This is a genomic window from Motilimonas pumila, from assembly GCF_003596335.1.
GTDB lineage: Bacteria > Pseudomonadota > Gammaproteobacteria > Enterobacterales > CBDFNC01 > Motilimonas > Motilimonas pumila.
Genome location: NZ_QZCH01000017.1, coordinates 82,247 through 103,335 on the forward strand (window position 1 = coordinate 82,247; position 21,089 = coordinate 103,335).

Sequence of the window (21,089 nt, forward strand, 5' to 3'; positions counted from 1 at the left end):
GAGGGACTTGCATGGCAGGCTATTTGCATTTTGCAATTAATATTGCAAGGGAGATATATACTTTGCAAAGTGCAGGGTTGACTCAGGTGTCGCCATTAACCCTAGTCATACCCGCAATAACAGAAGGATTAAATGCCAAGAGATAGCGCCCGGCGGCTAACAACTCACAACATAGGATGGTAACGGCTGCCAGTGAGCAGTCATGTTGCTCGACATAAATCGAATGTGCCATTGCTGGGTAGCAGCGGCTTCAAGAATAAAGCATCGAAATATTGCATGTTGATTCGGATTAAGCCGTTGGTCTTAAATATTGATTCACTTGAGCCAAGCATTGCTTTGACGCTCGCCATAGAGGCTGAGTTTGATGGTGTTTGAGTCTTAATGTTAGCCATTACACTTAAGCACAGTAACCACGGTGGCAAGCACTATTTGGCAATCCGTTTTTAACCAGGTGCTAAAGCGGCTCAAGCTAAGACAATAACCATGGTCAAGGGCCAACTTTTGCTCTATATCTTCTACACTGTCTAAGTAACTTTGCTGCGTTTGTGCCAAGCCAGTCAAACCTGGAAGTACTTGATACGTTCTTTCTGCAAAAAATGGGTGCTGCTGCTCAATTTTATCGACCAAAACAGGGCGTTCAGGGCGGGGGCCAATCAAGGACATGTCACCTTTGAGAATATTCCATAGCTGCGGCGTTTCATCAAGACGGGTTTTTCTGAGCCACCTTCCAACCTGAGTGATACGCACGTCATTGTTACTGGCTAGCATGGCTTGGCCGTTTTTTTCGGCGTCTTGTACCATGCTGCGAAATTTATAAATAATAAACACACGGCCCTGTTGTGTTTGTCGCCCGGTTCGAACTTGGCTGTATAAGACGGGGCCTTTGCTGGTCATTTTGATCAATACTGCAATAAGGGGGAACAGCGGCAGCAATAAAATCAATGCCGTAAATGCAAAAGCGATATCAAATATTCGCTTGCAGGTTAATACCGTCCACGGGATATAACTGTTTCTAGCTGCGTTGCGTTGCATGATGCACTTCTTTGTTAAACCTTGCATAAATAACTCCTTTATTTACTCCAGTGGCCTTTGTCCAAATGTAATAGGTAACGCATTGACCCAATCAAACCAGCGCTGTGTCCCGCGACTAAATATCCCAAGGCTTTTACCCATGCAGGGCTGCGCTTTGGCTTGAATATGAGTTCTACCGCGGCAATGCCATAAGCCAGTACTTGCAACCAGAATACAGTGGCAAATTGAGCATGTGTAAAAGCTAGTATGCCGCTGCCTATTAACGCGGTTATCATAAGGTAAGGCATTAATACCCTTAGCCCTTTTCCTGATAAGAATGCAAAAGCGATGCCTTTATATCGAGGCAAGCACAATTGTTTTAATCTCAATAACTGCTGCATATTGCCTGCGGCGATGCGTTGACGACGGCGATGGTCTTGTTGCTCTGAGCTGGGCTCTTGTTCAACCGCGTGAATATTGTCGTCATAGACAAATTGATGTCCGTCGGCGACAAGTCGCATAGGCAAGATAAAGTCGTCATTGATAGTGTCGGCTTCTAACGGGCGAAACAAGGCTTGGCGAATGACATAAAATGCACCATGGGCACCAAGGGTAGCGCCTAATTGAGCTTCACTCGCTTTAATTCTATTTTGGTATTGCCAATAAGCTTGTTCGCCATAATTGGGCTGGGTTAACAGACAATAACTGCCGTTAAGTACGCCTACTGCTGGCGTTTGAAAGTGTTTAGCGGTAATTAACAAGGCGTCAATCGACAGGAGTGCGGAGGTATCACTGAACGCCAGTAAGTCTCCTTGCGCCATTTTCGCTAATTGATTAAGTACCGCCACTTTGCCGCGATTATTGACGAAATTAACCACCTTAGCCTGTAACCCTTGGCACTCTGGCTCGCTGAGAGTTGATTGCGCAATGTGATAAGTAGCGTCATCACAGCCATCACAGCCAATGAGCAGCGTAAGCTTCTCAGCAGGATAGTTAAGGGCGGCCGTGTTGCGAATTTTATCGGCAATCCAAGTTGCCTCGTTATACGCTGGCACTATGATGACAACACTTGGCAACTGTGACTCGACAAGGGGTTTACAAGGTAAGTCATGCTGCGTATGAGGAGCCGCAATTCCCCGTTTATGTTGACGTACCCACCTTAAAATTAAGGGGTAACCCAAGTGATGATAAATCACTAAGATAATACAAGCAGCAGTGATTAGTATGAGCCACATGGCGTACCTCCTTGATTCAGAATGTCACGGCGAAGCGCGGCGTACTGCGTCGTCATTTGGCGAACTTCACTTTCGTTTTTAACAAAATTTCGGGTCGCCTTGGTCACTTGCCCCTTACCTAAGAGTTGCGCGCTAAGGTGCAGCTGAATAATGGCTTGAGCCAACTGTTGCGGCGCTTTTGCTGGAACTAGGGTGCCAATACTTGGGCATAAGCACTCCTTCGCGCCGCCCACGTCTGTGATGACGCAAGGAATACCACATGCCTGCGCTTCTAATGGTGCTAACGGGTAACCTTCATTGACTGACGGCAAGCAAAATAAGTCCAACTTAGGGTAGAAGCTGGCCATGTCTTGTTGCTGGCCCAGAAAGCAGACTCTGTCGGCAATGCCCAGCGCCTGGCTCATAGCGACAAGGTTTGCTCGCTCACTGCCGTCTCCCGCAATTTGCAACGTAAAATGCGCAGGTAATAAGGCCATGGCTTGTAACAAGTATCGATGACCTTTTACCCATTCCAACCTGCCGCTACAGCCAATCACAATCTGAGGGTGTGACCTTGCTTGAGGCTGAATTCGTGCCGCAGGGCCAAAACGTTCGCAGTCAATGCCATTTTTAATCACCTTAAAAGCCTGTTTGTTGCCCATAAATCGTCCGGCTTTGGCAGCCACAAATTCTGCATCGGCGATTAACGCCGGTTGGCTCATGGCGCAGGCAAAACGTTGCAACATGCGATGTTTGAGTGAGTGCAGGTGCCAAGCATCATGCTCAGTATGAAGATGGCAATGTATGCCAGCCATTTTTGCGGCCAAGGCACCATACAGCAAGGGACCAATATGGTGACTATGAATGGCACTGATACGGTATTGCTTGATCAATGCTTTTAGCTTAATAACACAGCTAAAACTGAAGCCCAGACCTTTGTTGATAAAGAGTAGTTTCTCTTTATACGCCGCGAGCCTTGGCCACGTTGTCAGTGCCTGCTCCAGATTGCCCTCTAAGCTGACGATATAGGTTTGTTCGTGAGCCGGTGCAAAAGAGACTAAATCTAAACACAGGCTTTCAATGCCCCCGGGCTTAAGGTGCTGAACAATTTGCATGCAGGTTTTCATGATTGGCCTCCTTTGACCTGGGGAGAAAATGGCTGTGAGGTGAGGCTTGGCATATAAGGGATGCGCGCCAAAACCGGAGCGCCAGTGATAACCTCAAGGTCCTCAACCTTACGCAGGCTGTTATCGGCTAGTTCAGTGATGATGGCAAGGCCACAACCGAGAAGGAGGCCGCCCATTAAGCCTGCCAAGCCATAAACGAGCAAGCTCGGATTCGTCGGTTGACTGGGGGTATAAGGGCGATCGATGATCTTAACCCGTTTGTCACGCTCAAAAACCCCCAGCGACGCTGTAATATTGGCTTTTTCATACCGCAGTAATATGTCGTCATACAGTTGGCGTTTAATCGTAAGGGTACGTTGTAACTTAGACAGCGCGCTGGCGTTCGTACCGTAATTAGCCACTTGTTTCTCTAGCTGAGTAATGCTTTGTTTTAAGCTCAAAATTTCTTCCTTTAAGCCTTCAAAATCGCTGTGAGTTTGCTGCAAATTACTGAGCTGAGATACCAGCAAGGGTTGCTGAGGTTGGCCCACAGAGAATTCACTGCCTAGGGTCCAAAGCTTATCCAAACTAAGATTGTCACCTTGCCGATGAAGCAGGCTTTGCCGTTCAGACTCCAATTGACGCAATTTTTTTTGGGCGGTGATCACTGCGCTGTGTTGATCTGTGTAGCGGCCTCGCAGCTGCGCTAAATCGCCTTGTAACTGAATAATGTCTGTTTCGAGTAAACTGAGCACCGGATTAGTTTTTGACAATTGTTGATTGATGCCGCCAATGCGACGCTGCGCAGAAGCCATCTCAGCTTCACGTTGCGACAATAACTGTTTCAGCTGAGACAATCGGTTAAGATTGGTTAAGTGCATTTCTGGCAACTCTTGGGCGTGTTGCTCGACAAAGTCCGCCATGGCTTGTTCAGCCTGGTCGAGCTCTTGTTGCCGTTGCTGTAAATGCTGTAACAGAAATTGACTGGAAGAAGTCATTGATGAGCGCTCAGGCGCTAAGACTTGCTCGATAAAATGACGGCTCACCGAAGTTAACATGGCCGCCATGTGGTTAGGCTCAGTTGCACGATAGTCAATACGGATAAGATCTTTACCCAACATATTAATGGTCAAAGCTTGCGATAACACGGCAATGACTTGTTCTTGCTGCTGGGCAGGCATATTGTCGTTCAACAAGCCCTGTTCAGTGGCGACAGCAGATAAAATATGGCGACTGTGTAATAGGGTTTTAAGGGCGCTAATGCGCTCTTTAAGCATGGCAGAAACGGCTAAGTCTTCTAAAAACGGGTTTAATTTGGCCGTTTCTTGAATCAACATACTGGTGTGGGCGTTGTAATGTTTGCTGGTTAATAGTCCCATTAAGAGCGCCGCAAGTGGCAATATCACTACCGGTAGCACCAGCAAATAACGGCGACGCCAAGCTGCCGCTAATCCGCAATAGGCTCTGACATATAAGTCATTCATAACGCCTCCAACCACAGGTTTAATGTATCAGCCTGGTGCTGCCAGGTTTGCTTTGCTACTTGCTGTTGCATCGCAGGTTTTAAGGCTGGCCATTGTTTAAGGTGCTCCGCAGCCAGTAAAGCTTCGATAAAACTCGCTGTATCAGAAGCAAACTGCACTAAGCCTGTCGATTTATGGCGTAAAGCTGCGTTAAATTGGGTGCTGATAATGGGGCTACCTGCGGCAAAGTACTCAGATAGCTTTAACGGATTACAGGCTTGGATTTGACGGTTATACACGAAAGGTAACAAGCTGGCAGTCCAGTGCTGGCTATACTGAGGCAATGCGCGGTGGTTTTTTTCGCCTAGTAAGTGCACGTTGCTTAGTTGCGCTAATTGAGTCACCTCAGTTTTAACATGGCCAATAAACACAAAGTGCCAATAGGGTAATGCTTTAGCGACCGCTATCAGTAATTCAATGTTTAACCATTTTTCGATGCTGCCGTAAAAGCCGGCAATGGGTCGCTCATCCTGGGGCAGGTCTGAAGGGCGAGGCTGCGAGCGTATAAATAGCTCAAAATCTACCCCATGGACTAATGTATGGCAGGTTGCCTTGCAGCTAAATTGGTGTTTGGCGGTTAAGAAATGACTGGCGCTTACCACCAGATCGGACTGTTGCAACAAGGCTCGCTCACGTTGCGGGACTATGTTGTGATCAACACCTGCTAATGAGGCAAAGTCATCGCCGCAGTAATAGACCACTTTATGCTCATTCAAATGGCCAATAAGATCGACTGCCGACGGTAATGACAACCAAAGCAGTGGCTTAAACACCCCGTGTTGTTGGCATTTATGTTTGACTTGAAACGCAATCAGCTTAGCGTTTAAATGGCGCAGCCACATAAAGCTTGGCAGCGGAATAGCCAACACGTTCATCACGGCCATGTTAGTTGGGCAAGTCTTCGAAAAAGCCCCTTGAGTATTTACGTTAGGCTTCAAAAGTGCACGTAATTTATGCCATAAACGGCGCATGTCCGTCAGGTTTAAGCCGACTTTACGCAGGCCAATGGAGTTGACCCAAATTACTTTGCGTTCTTGCGCGAGGTGCTGAATAAGATGCTGTGTACTGCTTGGTAAGCCGTGCCAATCTTCCGCAAAAACAACCATATCTTTGGCTTTCATATTGTCACCTTTCGTCATTTTCTTGCACTATTTCTTTGATCACGCGGGCAGGTACGCCAGCAGCCAACACGTTGGCCGGAAGATCCTTTGTCACCACACTGCCGGCCGCTACCACAGTGCCTTTGCCTATGGTGACACCGGCCATCACCGTCACGCCCGTCGCTAACCAAACATCGTCCTGCAGTACTATGTCGCCGATTTGATTGGCGGTTTCACTTAAACCTTGCGCTCGTGCTTTAGCGTCTAATGGGTGACCTGGGTAGCCCGCTAAAAAGCAGCGCCCAGCAATACGCACATTGTTACCGAGTATCACCTGCTTACCGACAGCGATGGTCGTTTGCCAGCCAATATCAATATTGCTGCCAATCTCTAAACGCACCGTTTGCTGGCCTTGGCTGCGGCCTGTGATAGTGGTTTGGCCGCTAATGCGACAATCGTGCCCTAAGTGGATATCCACAGGGCCGGCCACGAAGGGGAAGCCGCCATACAAATACAGCCCTCTGCCTTGAGCGCTCACTCTGCCGCTAAATGCAGGGGTGTAAATAAAGATCCGCAGACAGTTAGTAAAAAGAGTTCGACTGGCGGTGAGTAAATGATAAGTCCCGTAAGCTATCGGCTTAGGCAAGGGAAGACTTGCCCCGCGTAATGCTTTTAAGGCCGTTATACATTGTCTTGCGAGCGGGTGGTGACTGGCTTTGAGCCTGGCCTTTGCTTGCTGCATATTGATTAGCGTCATACTGCCCCCCAGAAATCTTAATTTGCATTGCTATTAACGGGTTGCATGGTGTGTGCCAATGATAAAAACAACGATTTATCAGTGCCTTACCGTATTATCTGTTAGGTTTTTTACCGATATAAATGCATTTCGCAACGCGAACACAGTGGCAACATTCGCAATTTGCAAAAGCGGGGTTGGAACTGGCTTGATAAAGTTGAACGCTCGAATCAGGAGGCGGCGGTAAGCGTGACAAGATAGATTGGAATTTAATTAAAGTGATGTGTGATTTGGGCTTAAAACCCATGGCCTCAATGACCAAGGAATAAAATAGCGCTCAACAGAGCACGTATTTAGGCATAGAAATTGGAGCAAAACCTTGGTGAAACAAGCACTGGGTGAGTTTAAAATAAACATTTCTGCCCCTTGGAACGCAAAAGGCAATTGCAGAAGTGTCACAATGCAAGCTACAAATGCTTGTCAATCCATTGTCTTAAAGCGATGACCATGGCGGCTAATACATAAATGGGCCATGTAAAGCCTTGAGTAAGAAATGTGGCTGAGATGACGGTTGCAATCAAAGCAACAAAGACGGCCCGGCAGGATATGTCAATCACCAAAGGCACGGTATGTTGCGTATTTCTTAGCGCGCTGAGGTTGTATTGGCCACAGCGAATAAGCTTCAGCATGAGTCCAGTAAATATCAACAGGCCTAAAAATCCTGTTTCAGCCAATATGCCAAACCAGGTACTGTGCACCGCGTGATTCAAGCCGTCCCAATGGGGACTGTAAAAGTAATAATTAGCGTAGAAATTATTCAGGCCAACACCGCTCAATGGGTTATCTAAGGCCATGCCCCATGCAGCTTGCCACGCATAAAGTCGGCCCATGGCGGAAGCATCAATACCAGCCTCAGCGGCGCCGCCTGAAGCTCTATCGGATATACCGGCGATCACAAACAAAACCGGCGCTAGCAGGGTAAATACGGTTAAAAATAGCGTCTTGCTGGGGCATTTAAAATAAAAAAACAAGCTGAAAATGGCTAAGATACCGAGCAGACCACCGCGACTTTGGGTCGCAATAATGGCCACGGATAAGAGGATCACACAGCCGCAAAGCCCGAGCCGAAGAAAAGGTGTCACCTTGGGGTGGAAGGCGATGGCGCAGGCAAATGCCATTGGAAACATCAAGACTAAGGCCAAATCGTTCGGATCGCCCAGAACAGAACCAAGTTGCCTGCCTATTGTAACCCTTGTACCTTCTACTAAACCTATGGCGTTTACTTGGTTATAGATGGCAACGCAAGCGATGGCAGTGCCAAAGCCCACAATGATGAAAATAGCACTAGAAAAGTCTTGTTTACGCTGCATTAGCCACGCAATGGCAAAGCTCATCAAGATGATTTTCCAATAAATATTATTGAAATACGCTAAAGCAATTGGCCGGTTACTGGCTAACACTATGCCGACCATCACCACTAAATAGAAAGCCAACAACCACGACATTTCTGCACGCCAGTAACACTTTATTTGCCGGCTTATGAGCAATTGCCAGCCTAAGCCTAGCAAAGCCGCGAGTGAGAGCAACAGAGGGATCTTAAAATGATAAAGCTGGCTAAACGCCTCGTGCAGGCGAAAAAAAGAAAAACCGACAAATAAAAACACCATGACAAAACTGTATTTCACCAATACCAAGCCCGCTAAGGGCAGTGCGCTTATGATCACTAAGCTCATATAGCCAGGCAGGAACGCCTGCGTCATATTCGCAGCGCTAATAACCAGTAGGCAGAGTACAAGGGCCAGCCAAACACCGTAAGATTGCTGCGCATTAACCATGAGTTAACCTCACTTTTATGACGCTTAACGCTTGGGATATTTGCGGCCAATGCCACCATTTTTGGCGGTAATTTGCCAGTCCTAACACGCCAAGGGTCAAGGCAACGTAGACACTACTCGCTAGCCAAGGAAAAGCCATTTCGGGCCACGATGCACTGCGCCACATCGCACCATGACCAACGCTGATCAAGGCGCAGCTAAGTGTGATAAACAGCAGTAATGCTTCAGGGTAAGGGATGTAACTCAGCCTTTGACTTGCCAGATAAAACATCACTAAACGCAGCAACTGTGCACCCAATAAGCCGGCAATGACTCCCCAAATTTGCCACTGCTCGCCCGCTAGCAACATAATGACGATACCTGTGGCTGTAGCACATACGTTAATCCATAATTGTTGTTGGGTAGATTCTTTTACAAAGCAACCTATGTTAATGAGCTCCACTAATTCTTTGCAATACACCACCAAAATGAGCGCAAAGCAGAAAGGGATGGCCGCCAAATATTGCGGCGGTAACAGTAGGGCGATCAGGTAGGGGGCGATAATGCTGACCAAGACGGTTTGTACACTCAGCACGGTAATGCCAAGGCTGATGGTGTGGCCGCATTGGCTGGCGCCATTGACTTGGGCTAAAACTTGAAAACGCTTGGCCGACCACCACATACCAAAAGGTTGCATCAATAGAGCGCAGGCCAGGGCAAACTTAGCGGCGATGGCGTAATGGGCGATGTCAGCGAGTGTTGCAACGTCTGCTATTAACCAGCGGTCTAAACCGTTTAATCCAAATGCCAGTAAGCCACTTCCCACAATCGGCCAGCTGTAACTCAGCGCTCGCAGGCTCACTGATTTCACCAACCTCACTCCGGTATCGTAAAGCTGCCAGTAGGCCAGCAACAAAAATTGCATGGCGCAGGCGATAAAACCTGCCAATAAAATGCCCGTAATACCAAACTCTGCGACGACAAATGCCCAAATTAGAAGGCTTTGTAGTAAGGCTCTAGCAGCATTGACAAGAAAAAAACGCGCTGCTTTATCGGTCATTCTTAACCAAGCTAACGGTACCGCTATCGCACTCTCTAAGGCAATGGACAGGGTAATAAGTTGCCATTCCTGCGCTCGTATGCTGACGGGCATTGTTGTAATCACCGGAGTGAGCAACAAGCCGGCAATCACAACGGTAACGGCGAGCAGTAAACTCAGAGCAAAAATCGCGGCGACTGTGGTCCGGGCTTTGGCTTTGCTTTGGTTTGCAGCAAAGCGAAACAAGGTGTCTTCAAGACCCATGCCCACCATAATTGAGCAAAAGATGGCGACGCTGCTAATCAGTTCTAGCCGGCCCAAATCTTCGGTCGTTAACGTATGCGCGATAAATGGCAACATGATAAGCGCGGTGCCCTTCATCAATACCAAACTGGCACCGTACAAACAGGCTTGGCGTGTTGCTGACATCGCCGGCGAAATTCGGGGTTGAGTTAACTCATTTACTGGTAGTTCCTTCATCGATATACGCTCCCACATCACAGCCTTCTGGACGTAATAATTGATCGCAATGGTTGATCACGCGTTTGTACTGATGGTGCGCTTGATATTGTTTCGCTACTTCAGTGCCTTGTTCACCAAAATACTGAATTTGCGCTGGATTCTTGATTAAACGCGAGAGCCTTAACGCAAGATCTTGCGGGCTGTTAGGGTGGTATTTTATGCAATTGATATGATCAACTAACACCTTATCCCAATAGGAGCCATCGGACGGAATGACAACACACAGGCCAGCCGCTAATGCTTCCAAAATGGCTAAACCAAACGGCTCTTGTTGACTCGTCGACACAAAAACATTGCACTTCGACCTGATTTCATCGAGGTTCTCTGGTTGCTTGTACCATTTCACATCTGCCATCACTAACGGTGCTTTAGTGGTCGCCAACACCGTATTGCTGGGTTTGATATAACAAACATGGGCTTGCTTGTGCGCTTTGACTAAAGGCAACGCTTGCAGGAATACGTCTAAGCCTTTCCACTTCAACAAAGACGCTGACCATAAAATATGGCAATTCTGATCGGTGCTGTTTTTAAGCGACAACGTGGGCCAGTTTTCGACGTCTAAACCGTTATTAATCGGAGTGAAATTGTCCGGTAAATAACGCGCGCCATCCGCTTGAACTGGCATACTAAGGGCTTGGCATAGCGTGTGATGACTGCTGAATAAATAAAACACTTTATCGGCTTTTAATAACGCTTTTTTGATCATGCCAGATCTAGCCACTGGGCCATGCACCAGCTGCACGATATTAAAACCCATTACGCCTTTAACGAGGTAGAGTGCCATATCCACGCCTGGACCTGAAGCGCCCACGGCGATGTCGATTTTACCCTTAATTAGTCGCAGTGCCATCAAGTAGACGGCCAGCCATAATTGAAACATTAGGTAACCAAGGCCTTGTTCTTGGCGAGCAAACCAAGGCAGTACGTATAAACGCATAATATCGATATTTGGCACTGGCCAGTCTGCTGGATTACTGGTTAACACTGTGATATTTCTTTGCGTATTACCAAGCAATTTGAGCATGGTAGCAGTGGCGACTTTCGAACCACCGTGAAAGGGGATCGCGTCAATTACGACCAAGTGCTGCTTATTCATACGCCAGTCCTTTGTTTAATTTGCGTTTGAGTGTATTGAATATCGACAAGCTATAGGTGCCTATCAGTGCTGTGTGATTGCGCCAGTATGACGAGCCATTGGCTGAGGCTATATCTTGATAGCTACGGGCAAACGCCGCCGCGTTTTGCGCCATATTGAAACAATGACAAACGCGTATATAACCGCTGTGCCCGTGTTGTTTTGCTAATTCAGGTTGCTGTTGATACTTGGCCATTAGCTGACATAATCTGTGACTGTCATTGACCGGGTAGTGACAACCTGTTTGTTGGTCTACAACCACTTCTTTCAGGCCCCCAATGTCGGGCACAATCGCCGGCAGTTTTGCCAAGCCTGCTTCAGCTGCAACCAAACCAAATGCTTCTTCTTTCGCCCCTGAAACAAGGCAATCGGCAGTGCCAGCGAGAATGGCAAAAGCTGTATCTTGTTCACCAAGAAAGCTGACGTGAGCGCAGATCCCTAAATCACGACTCAATTGCATTAACGACTGTTGTTCAGGTCCACTGCCAATGATCAACAAATGCACCGCGCCCCCTTGTTTAACTCGTAGCGCTAGCGCCCACAGTAAGGTGTCGACACCCTTGCGCTTGATTAAAGACCCCAAATGCGCAAACACATAATCTTGGCGGCTGATCCCAAGCTGGCTTCTGAGGTCAATTTGCCCTTGTTGCGGTAACGCGTCGGTGTCGATGCCGTTAGAGATAACGTGATACTTTTGCGTTGGCGAGGCTTGTTCTTGCTTTAAGTCTCGCATCACATAATCACTCACGCCCACTAAGCGGTTTGCTTGGTACAAATTGTTATAGATACGGTCGCGCCAAAAGTAGATACCGTGTAACTGCACCAACCAGGGCAGCTGGGACTGTTTCGCCACTTGACTGACCCATTGACCAGGCGCAGCGTTGTTGACGTGGATACACTGAATATTGTGCTTTTTCACTATGTGACAGCCAGTGCCTACCAGTACATTGAAGCTCTGTTGCTTGCTTAAGCGTTGAAACAAGGGCAATTTAGCTGGAAAATCACTGCGGTAGACGGTAACCCCTAAAGCTTTAGCTTGCTGTGCAAGCACGCTTTGATTACACCACAACACACATTGAAAATATTGCTGCTGAAGTTGCGCCATAAGATCAAGTAAACAGCGTTCGCTGCCTCTTATCCAATTGTCGCCGTAATGCACAAAAAGTATGCGTTTGACTGTGTTTGTTTCCTCTTCTGCCATCATAGTGGTGCTCGCGGTTGGGCTTTTCGTAAAGTGTTGCAAGCTTGAGTCCAATAAAGACAGAATCAGAAATAAAAATTTTTCACATAAAAACAGATGGTTAACATGAAGGGTGGAGAAGGTGTAACAGAGTATTTGGGTTTATTTGCATTTTGCAACTCATCTTGCACATGAGTCGATTATCACTATCAAAATGCGGCATGATATCGGCGCAGCAATTGGGGGATAACCGCGCTATCGCTAAAAGTTTGTGCCACTTTGTGCCTGGCTTGCTGGCGCATTCTGGCTTGTTGTGGTGTCGAAAGTTGTCGCCAAGCATGCAGTTTTAACGTCAGGTCAGCCGGATTTTGTCCTGCTACTAGCCAACCGTTAATACCATCATCAATCAAATTTGCTAAGGCTCCCAGTTCAAATGCAATGACGATAATACCTCGGGCCATGGCTTCAATTGCGACCATAGGTAAGCCTTCTTGGCGCGAGCAAATAATCAGTACTTGAATGTTTTTCCATCGCGCTTCCATGTTAGTTTGCTGGCCATAAAAGCTAACATTTTCTGGCGCAGCCGGGCGCAAGTGACTGAGCAGTGGCCCATCGCCGTAAAATGCATAATGACATTCAGGTAATGCTTGCGCCATGCTCAGCAAACGGTGCGGCGCTTTTTCATCGCTCAAGCGCCCCACAAACGCGACTTCATGACCAAGTTGCATGGGCCATGGCGGCAGGTGGATAAAATTGTTCACTAATTCACAGTTTGCTGGCAAGCGAAGTTTAATCGGTTGGCTAACCGCAAACACTGAGGTGGCAAGGCCAGCCGTATGCTCGTCTAGCCATTGATATATTGCCATCTTACCGCGGCCCCGCTCGCCGGCATGAAAGGTACTAAAACAGCGAATAGACAGTATTTTGCAGACTAGTCGCGAGGCAATGCCTGCTTTGTAACCATGACTGTGAACTATTGCATCCGTTTGCGTCGCGAGCTTGCGATATAACGCGCGTATTCCGCCATTCACATGATCCATGGTGATGCCTTGTTGTTGCAACTTATTGCTTAATGGATGGCGCCCATAATCTTTCAATAACCAGACTTCCACAGCTTGACGGTGTGCTTTAAGGCCAAAAGCCAGCTGCATCACATGGCTTTCAATGCCGCCAAAGCCGCGGCTATCGAGTAGTAGTATCACCTTCATAAAAGCCTCCTTGTTAATGCGGCTAACTGCAAGTGGACGACTTGAAACCATCAATGCCTGTTTACCGCTTTATTGAGAGACAGCAATATTTATGCCCACAAGAGAAGAGTTAAGCAGGCCGCAAAAGGTAACGGGTTATACCGTTACCAAATTGCGCAGCTTAGTATTGAGCACACATTAAGCACAGCGCTCAAATTAAACGCAAAACAGTAATTTGATTGCAGCAAGCTTTGCAATTTGCGATTTGGCGGGTCAGAAAGAAAAAGCGGAAATATAAAGTTTGTACGCAATTGTATTTACCTAACTGAAATGATTGAAATAAACAACTCTTCCTCGGTTCCCGCTAGGGTTGGCACACGACTTGAAACGCTTTAGATAACACAAAAAGGGTGGCGCCATATTGATGCGATACCATCCGAGTATCCCATTGATTAAGGAGTGAGCCATGCATGCTTTTTATCGGTTAACGAGCCCTGTCAGAGGGCGTTATTTTAATTTATCACGCACCGCGTTGTTAGGTTCAATGTTAACGCTGAGCCTGAGTGCACAGGGCGGGGCATTTAGCAGTTGCCCAAGTAAAGCGTTTTTATTACAAGGCAAGCCCGTGGCCACTTATGGCGTTAACTTGGTGACGGGAAATTTTGAGCAACTGTCTGATTCCCCCGGTATCAATGCCAACATCAACGGAGTAGGTTTTAACGAATCAGACCGGTATATCTACGGTTTTGATACCAGCAATTTAAATCTCGTAAGGCTAGGGGATGATTTTCAATCTGAAACCTTAAATGTCAGTGGTTTACCGAGTAATACCAGCTTCTTTGTAGGAGATGTCGCTAACCATCACTATTATTTATACCGCACTGGCGTTGGCTTTTACAAAATTAACTTGGCGCCGCTAGACAGTGACAGTCAAGGGCAATTAACCGCAGAGCTTATCAGCGCAAACAGTAATATTCGTTTAACGGATTTTGCCTTTCATCCGCAATCAAAAAAGCTATACGGAGTAGACAATAAGACGGGCGTGTTATACCAAATTGACCCCGATACAGGTGCCACTCAAGCGTTAGGCGATACCGGCGAAACGGGCACCTTTGGTGCAATGTACTTTGATGTTAATGGTTATTTCTACCTCTCACGTAATCAAGATGGTTTAATTTACCGCATCGATTTATCTTCAGTTGATCAACAAGCTGATCCCCACGCAACAGGGCTCGATGTAAGCGCTGTGTTGTTTTCTAGCGGGCCAATGAGTAGTCAGAATGACGGTGCACGGTGCGCAAATGCCCCTTTGATCGATGAAGACTCACCGTCAAATATCGATTTTGGCGATGCGCCTGCCACTTATGGTACCCGCCTTGCGGATAACGGTGCCCGTCACCTGCTTGATGGTGAAACTTACCTCGGCCTAGCTGCGCCAGACGGCGATTATGACGGTTACCAAAGCCCAGATAGTGATGACACCCATCAAGCCAATAATGACAGCTTTGACGATGAAGATGGCGTGCAGTTTGTTACGGCATTTGAAATTGGCTTAGACTCGGTTGTACGCGTTATCGCTTCAAAACCCGGCTATTTAAATGCGTGGTTTGACTGGGACCAAAACGGACAGTTTGAGGCTAGCCAAGAGCACGACTTGAATGATGTTTATTTGCAACAAGGTATCAATATCATTCAGCTGCGAGTGCCGCAACAAGCGCTAGCAGGCAATACTTGGTCGCGGTTTCGCTTTAGTCAACAAGCGGGACTTGGGCCAACAGGTGGCAGTAGTAGCGGAGAAGTAGAAGACCATCAAATAGCGATAGTGGATGGTGATGTACTTTACCAACATTTTCCATCTGAAAGTGGCGTGGTGACTTTAGTATATGAAGATCAATGGCCCGCAACGGATGATTACGACATGAATGATGTTGTTATGGCCTATCGCACTACACAAATAATACGCGACGGCCAGGTTATCAGAGTCGATATTCATGGTAAATTGTTGGCATTAGGCGGCAGTTATCACAGTGGTTTTGGTATTGCGTTGCCAAATATCCTTACATCTCAGATAAATCAAGAGGCGGTGAGACTTTGGCATAATGGCCAATTACAAACGGAAAGCGGTAGACAAGGCGCTGATACCTTTCCGATTTTAGAGTTAAACAACCAATTCGCCGTAGTCACAGTGAAACAAGACTTGTGGCAAGGCACGCAAAGTAACTGTGAGTATTTTCGTACTGAAAAGGGTTGTGATCAGAGCCCTCAATTTGAATTTGATTTGAGTATCCCCTTCAATGAACCCATTAATATTGCAAACTTTCCAAATGCGGCATTAGACCCTTTCATATTTGCGACTCCAGGCTTTTATCACGGCGACAATTTTACCAATCAAGCGGGTCGAAGCTTAGAGATTCATTTGGTAGATCAAGCTCCTACAGAAAGGTTTAATCCTGCTTTCTATGGTTTAGCCCAAGATACGAGTGAACCGACAAAAAACCGCTACTTTCGAAATGCTAACCATTTACCCTGGGCTTTAATGATTCCCGGCGAATGGCAATGGCCGAAAGAGCGGCAAGGGTTATTACATGCATACCCACGATTTAAGTCCTTTGTTGAATCCAACGGCGTAAATGATTGGAACTGGTTTGAGCCAAAGCACGCCAATGAAACGTATCTGTTTAAGTGAAGGAAATAATTATGACCTCTTTTACATATTTAGCATTATTTTTGATGACTTTGATATCTCTCTCAGCATGCGGAGGTGGCGGCGGAGGCAGTAATCCTGATGATGTATCTAACGCCAACGAGATAGCCGAAGAGCTGCCAACGGTAACCACTGCGCCTACGGATGATATCGTTAATGATTCGGCAACGGACATTCAAGACTTGATTGTCAATGAGGATTTTAATTTTACAGCTATCACGGAGAAAAATATTACTTTGCGCTACACAGATCTCGAAGGAACAAGAGCCTATGTTTCTGTGTATAGCGAGTTCACTGAGCTCAGCACGGGTGATTTTATTCCTGTTGCCTCGAGCCGTTTAGTTTCTGGCCCTTTGATTAATGGTCAATTTAGTGCCGTCATGAGTGCTTTGCCAGAACAGCATTATTTAGTTGAGGTTTGGCAATACCAGGGACAAACGCCCTTACAACACCTGATTTCAGGTGAGGATCTTAATTACCAACAATAACTTTTCGCCGCGTTTGCGCTACGTGAGCGGCACGGTTCCTCGAACCCCGTTGCCCCAGTGATTCATTGGGCAACGGGGATTTTTTTAGCTTAACGCTTGCTTTGTGGCTGCTGCGACTTGTTCAGTGAGGTCGGCATTAGCGTAAATACTTAAGGTAGATAAATCACTGTGGCCGGCATTTTTCATTACTGCTTGCATAGATGCACCTTGTGCCAACATATTCGAAATACCCGTGTGCCTAAGAGAGTGTGCGGTAAATTGCCTTAATTCTTGGGCATCGTAAGGATGCGCTTGCTCTATTTCGGTGGCGGTTTGTGAGAATATGTCTTTGACAATAGACTGAATCGCGTGAATGCCTAATTGCGCGTGCAAAACACCGGCTTCACGACCATGACTTGCCGCTTGATGACGCACGAACAACGGCAAATCTTCACCGGGTTTCGGCAAGGGTGACAAACCAAGAAACTGGCGATAACGAATTAAACAATGCATCAAGTCTTTAGGGCAGGGAATTGCCCGACTTTTTCCCCCTTTGCTTTGTGGCACACGATAAAGCCACTGGCCACTTCTGTGTCTATAAAATTGGCTCATCAGTGGCGTAAAACCCGGCCGAGCCGCAATCTCTGATACCCTAGGATATAAAGAATATAAGATAGCCAATAGCATTCGACTGCGTTCGTGTTTGTGCGGCTGTGTATTTGCTAGCACATTGACATGTTGCCACACGGCTTGCCATTGCGCAGGACTGAGTGCTTTGTCTTGCTCACTGGTAGCTGCGATGCGGGTATTGTTGACATTCAAGCGGCGCAATAAGACGGCCGCCGGGTTTTTAGAACAATAATCCATGTCTTCTAAAAATAGAAAAAAACCACTTAATAAAGACAATTGGGCTTTTAAGGTCGCTTGCTTTCGAATATAACCGCCGCTCCCGCGCTTAACAAAGGGGCGCCATTTCGGGTTAGCGCTGACAGCTTTTGTTTCTTTGTCGGTAATAAAATATGGGAAGGCAGCGGTTGTGATCAAGTGCTCAGGAGGTTGGTTACAAAAATCGATGAATTTACGTAAGCTCACCCGATCAAGCTCAGCGATGGCGCAGCCATGCGTGAACCACGCCCAGTTAAACAACAAGTTCAGCTCACTGCGAATAGATTTATAGTTGTTGGCGTTAAAACGATTTTCAGACAAGTACTCAATGGCTAATTCATAGCTATAGCTGGCATCTGGGAACTGCCTTTGCAACTGGGTCACCTGTTGATTGATGTAATCCACGCCTGTATCTAATTGATCTGCATGGGGGAAAAGAGGCATGTAAAGCACTGGTTTACCCGCTATTGTATAAAATCACAGAGTAACTGTTTAAATGTACAGTGTAAATAAGTCTGATGCATGACAGATTTTCTCAGGATTATGAAAGTCTATTTACGCTTATATCAATAAAGGATGGGCCATAATTAAGAGTGCTAAAAAAAACAGACTTTCAATCACATAGACTTGTAGATATCGATTAAATCAAAGCTTATGTCCAATACTTATATGAGGTCATTTTTCAGTCGGAAACGTCGTAAAGGCTTGGGGTTTAGAGGCTAAGTTTAACCCTGAGACCATCCACAACAAGGAGCGAACGATGACTACTCATAATACTACAACAAGCCGAAGCCGAACCGGAACCACCACCACTTTACACCGCCGTACACCTTCGGTGATTCACAGAGCAAACATGGCCGAAATAACGCCGAACCTAAGGCTTTCTGAGCCTGTAAACCGTATTAACCCTGCGGTTATTAACGCGGCCAAGCGACAGAAGCTAATGTTAAAGGCTCTGAAATTCGTAAAGGCTAACAGCCAGCGTATCGACCACATGCAAGGCGAACTGTTATTGAAGAAAAAGCAGCAATCTTGGCAACAAAGATTAACCGAGCAAGAATCACCAACAACTAAGAAAAAGCATCAACGTGTGGCAGCTTTATGCGCACAAGCAAAAGCCGATCTTGACCTGCTTAGAAAATCTCACGCAAAGAAGATGACACGCCAAAAAGCATTGCTCAAGCAAGTCTTAACGGCCAGTATGCCATGGCCAAAATACAGTGAAGATAAACTCAGTAGAAGACGTTATAAACAACAACAGCCATTGACCTTTATCGTCGATTTGGCTGTGGAATATAATATCAAGCAAGCCTGTAAAATCATCTCGGATAGACTAAAGATCAAGCTCAGCTACAAAGTACAAAGCTTGCCTTACATTGCTCCTTTGTTATTAAGGGTTAAAAAGCAAAGTTGCTTTGTATTAACCCTTGCAGTACCTAAACAACATTTTTTAAGCCAGCGATTTATCATTGCTAATGCATTAAAAAAACGCATTAAGTGCCTGAGTGTGCAACCGAGTGAATCCCTTGCACCACAAAGCTTATTGGATCAAATGACCGATTTACCGCCGGCAGATACCGATTGGGCATTACGCTCAATGGGCGTATTCAACGCTTGGCAACAGCCTTTGCAAAATGGCGGATTGGCGCTAGGCGAGGGCTGCATAATCGGTCACTTAGATACCGGCTGGTATCCACACCCTGAGTATGATCAAACCCAAATTTTATTTGAGCAAGCTTATAACGCACAAACCGGGCTTATCGGTCAAGATGCAACCATGCATGAAATTCGCTCTGATATGTTTGAAACAGAAACCCATGGCTTAGCAACGGCTGCAATCATGGTTTCAGCTCCTGCTGAACCGGGCACCACCAGAGTCACAGAGATACCGGCTGGGTTATCTGAACCTGCGGGTGTTAATTTACAACTTAGTGGCGTTGCACCCAACGCCAAAATACTGCCAGTTCGCTGTTTTGACAGTGTGATTACCACAATTGCAAGCGAAGGATTGGTTCGTGGTGCGGAATATTTGATAGAGCCCGATGATGCCGATAGCCCTGGTAAATGTCATATTATTTCGATGAGTTTAGGCGGATTTGCTCATTACAAACTGCGTGAGGTACTGAACGCAGGCGTAGAAAAAAATATTGTGGCGATTGCCGCCGCAGGACAAGTGTTTACATCGATTGGTGGGCCAGTATTACAACCAGGATCTTACCCAAACGTGATTGGGGTCGCAGCCAGTAATGTCAGAGGTGAAGCGACATATTGGAGCTTCAGTGGTGATGAAATTGATTTTTCTGCGCCTGGAGATGATATTTGGATGGCAGATGTAAGAGCGCTGCAAGACGATGCGGGAAATACAACAGTAGAGCCTATGATAGCGTATTCAAAAGGCACCAGTTACTCATGCGCTTATACCGCAGGTATTTGTGCATTATGGCGCGCATTTTTTCAAACTCAACTGCAGCAAGACTTATACAGTGATATCCCAGTGTCACATATTTTTAGGCAGCATGTGATAAATACGGTACAAACTCCCATAAACTGGGACAATCAGCGACATGGCTCAGGCATCATAAACGCAGAGCGATTGTTGGCAACGCCATTGCCGCTTCCAGAAACCATCATTACAGAGCACGATGATAGTCGGTTCAATCCTGTCACTGGTTTATCCAGTTTCTTTGAGTTGAGTGAAACGTTGGCTGCAGAACTCGCCGCAGGTGGCCAAGACATGATGTTTGAAGCCGGTGTATTATTGTCAGAGTTTGCGCAATCTGCCCAAGATGCTGCTAGTGTCATTTTACTAACCAGTGCGCAAGCCATGGCTGATGCAGCTGAGGATATTTCACAAAGTTCGCAAGAGTTATTACAAGATGTATATGGTTTGATAAATGACACTAACGAAGTAATTCAAGAACAGGCACAAACAATCAGTGAAGATTTAGAAGACATTACAGAACAAGCGTTTGATGCGGCAGAACAAGCAAAAGAAGAAGTAGAAGACGCCATAGAAGAAGGCGTAGATAGCGCAATGGAAATGGCAGAAAACGTTGCAGAGCAAAGCAGTGAAACCGCCGATGCGATCTTCGATGAAATGAGCAGTTGGTTTGGTGCTTAGTTTTATTTATTAATAAGATTGATGACACATTTTTATTTCAATGGGCTTTGTAAGCAAAAATAGACATACAGTAAACCAAAGATCTGTAAACAATTGGTAACTGAAAGACCGCGATGATTAACTCATATCAACAAAGTCCATAGAGGGAATCCTAAAACGCAAAAGCGAAAACGGAGTAAGAAGATGACACCGATATACGAAATGACATTTATGGGTTTAATGATGAGAAGCAGCTTTTGGGTGATATAACGCCGTTTATCTGGGTACCTATATATAACTGCGCATTATGTTGATCGGCATTATGTTGAATGCTTTTTCGTGCAAAATTTCGATGCACGAAAACGC

At 46.4% G+C, this 21,089-nt stretch carries 15 protein-coding genes; 3 read left to right on the top strand and 12 right to left on the bottom strand.

Annotated elements, in window-relative coordinates:
- Positions 1-384: 384 nt before the first annotated feature.
- The 11 genes from D1Z90_RS13405 to D1Z90_RS13455 all read right to left on the bottom strand — a co-directional run bounded on the left by D1Z90_RS13405 (position 385) and on the right by D1Z90_RS13455 (position 13,588).
- Entirely contained in the window at positions 385-1,059 is a 675-nt protein-coding gene (locus D1Z90_RS13405) for a sugar transferase (RefSeq protein ID WP_198419188.1), read from the bottom strand.
- An 11-nt stretch (positions 1,060-1,070) separates the two neighbouring features.
- Entirely contained in the window at positions 1,071-2,246 is a 1,176-nt protein-coding gene (locus D1Z90_RS13410; RefSeq protein WP_119911286.1) for a glycosyltransferase family 2 protein, read from the bottom strand.
- A complete protein-coding gene (locus tag D1Z90_RS13415; RefSeq protein WP_119911287.1) occupies positions 2,231-3,352 on the bottom strand; it encodes a glycosyltransferase in 1,122 nt (373 codons plus the stop codon). Before D1Z90_RS13415 ends, D1Z90_RS13410 begins: the two co-directional genes overlap by 16 nt.
- On the bottom strand, positions 3,349-4,815 hold the full coding sequence (locus tag D1Z90_RS13420) for a GumC family protein (protein ID WP_119911288.1): 1,467 nt from the start codon (positions 4,813-4,815) through the stop codon (positions 3,349-3,351). The genes D1Z90_RS13415 and D1Z90_RS13420 overlap by 4 nt, the downstream gene beginning before the upstream one ends.
- Positions 4,812-5,975 (bottom strand): glycosyltransferase, encoded by a 1,164-nt coding sequence (locus D1Z90_RS13425; RefSeq protein ID WP_119911289.1) that lies wholly within the window; start codon positions 5,973-5,975, stop codon positions 4,812-4,814. Before D1Z90_RS13425 ends, D1Z90_RS13420 begins: the two co-directional genes overlap by 4 nt.
- 4 nt (positions 5,976-5,979) lie before the next feature.
- Positions 5,980-6,711, bottom strand: coding sequence for an acyltransferase (locus tag D1Z90_RS13430; protein ID WP_119911290.1), 732 nt, complete (start codon positions 6,709-6,711; stop codon positions 5,980-5,982).
- 446 nt (positions 6,712-7,157) lie between these two features.
- On the bottom strand, positions 7,158-8,525 hold the full coding sequence (locus D1Z90_RS13435) for an O-antigen ligase family protein (RefSeq protein WP_232525261.1): 1,368 nt from the start codon (positions 8,523-8,525) through the stop codon (positions 7,158-7,160).
- Entirely contained in the window at positions 8,518-10,023 is a 1,506-nt protein-coding gene (locus D1Z90_RS13440; RefSeq protein WP_158587141.1) for a lipopolysaccharide biosynthesis protein, read from the bottom strand. Before D1Z90_RS13440 ends, D1Z90_RS13435 begins: the two co-directional genes overlap by 8 nt.
- The gene (locus D1Z90_RS13445) at positions 10,001-11,161 is read right to left on the bottom strand and encodes a glycosyltransferase family 4 protein (RefSeq protein ID WP_119911292.1); all 1,161 of its coding nucleotides are present in this window, start codon (positions 11,159-11,161) and stop codon (positions 10,001-10,003) included. The genes D1Z90_RS13440 and D1Z90_RS13445 overlap by 23 nt, the downstream gene beginning before the upstream one ends.
- The gene (locus tag D1Z90_RS13450) at positions 11,154-12,443 is read right to left on the bottom strand and encodes a glycosyltransferase family 4 protein (protein ID WP_119911293.1); all 1,290 of its coding nucleotides are present in this window, start codon (positions 12,441-12,443) and stop codon (positions 11,154-11,156) included. Before D1Z90_RS13450 ends, D1Z90_RS13445 begins: the two co-directional genes overlap by 8 nt.
- 146 nt (positions 12,444-12,589) lie before the next feature.
- Positions 12,590-13,588 (bottom strand): glycosyltransferase family 4 protein, encoded by a 999-nt coding sequence (locus tag D1Z90_RS13455; RefSeq protein ID WP_158587142.1) that lies wholly within the window; start codon positions 13,586-13,588, stop codon positions 12,590-12,592.
- Positions 13,589-14,033: 445 nt separating this feature from the next.
- Here D1Z90_RS13455 and D1Z90_RS13460 point away from each other — a divergent pair, with 445 nt between their 5' ends.
- Together D1Z90_RS13460 and D1Z90_RS13465 are read left to right on the top strand one after the other, a co-directional pair.
- Entirely contained in the window at positions 14,034-16,253 is a 2,220-nt protein-coding gene (locus tag D1Z90_RS13460) for an LruC domain-containing protein (RefSeq protein WP_119911295.1), read from the top strand.
- A gap of 11 nt (positions 16,254-16,264) precedes the next feature.
- Positions 16,265-16,759 carry a hypothetical protein gene (locus D1Z90_RS13465; RefSeq protein WP_119911296.1) on the top strand — a complete coding sequence of 165 codons (495 nt, stop codon included), beginning with the start codon at positions 16,265-16,267 and terminating at the stop codon, positions 16,757-16,759.
- 84 nt (positions 16,760-16,843) lie between these two features.
- On the opposite strand, the gene D1Z90_RS13470 is transcribed toward D1Z90_RS13465, so the two are convergent.
- Entirely contained in the window at positions 16,844-18,067 is a 1,224-nt protein-coding gene (locus D1Z90_RS13470; RefSeq protein WP_119911297.1) for a tyrosine-type recombinase/integrase, read from the bottom strand.
- A 316-nt stretch (positions 18,068-18,383) separates the two neighbouring features.
- Here D1Z90_RS13470 and D1Z90_RS13475 point away from each other — a divergent pair, with 316 nt between their 5' ends.
- Complete coding sequence (locus tag D1Z90_RS13475) at positions 18,384-20,744, top strand: S8 family serine peptidase (RefSeq protein ID WP_119911298.1); 2,361 nt, start codon at positions 18,384-18,386, stop codon at positions 20,742-20,744.
- Positions 20,745-21,089 lie beyond the last annotated feature (345 nt).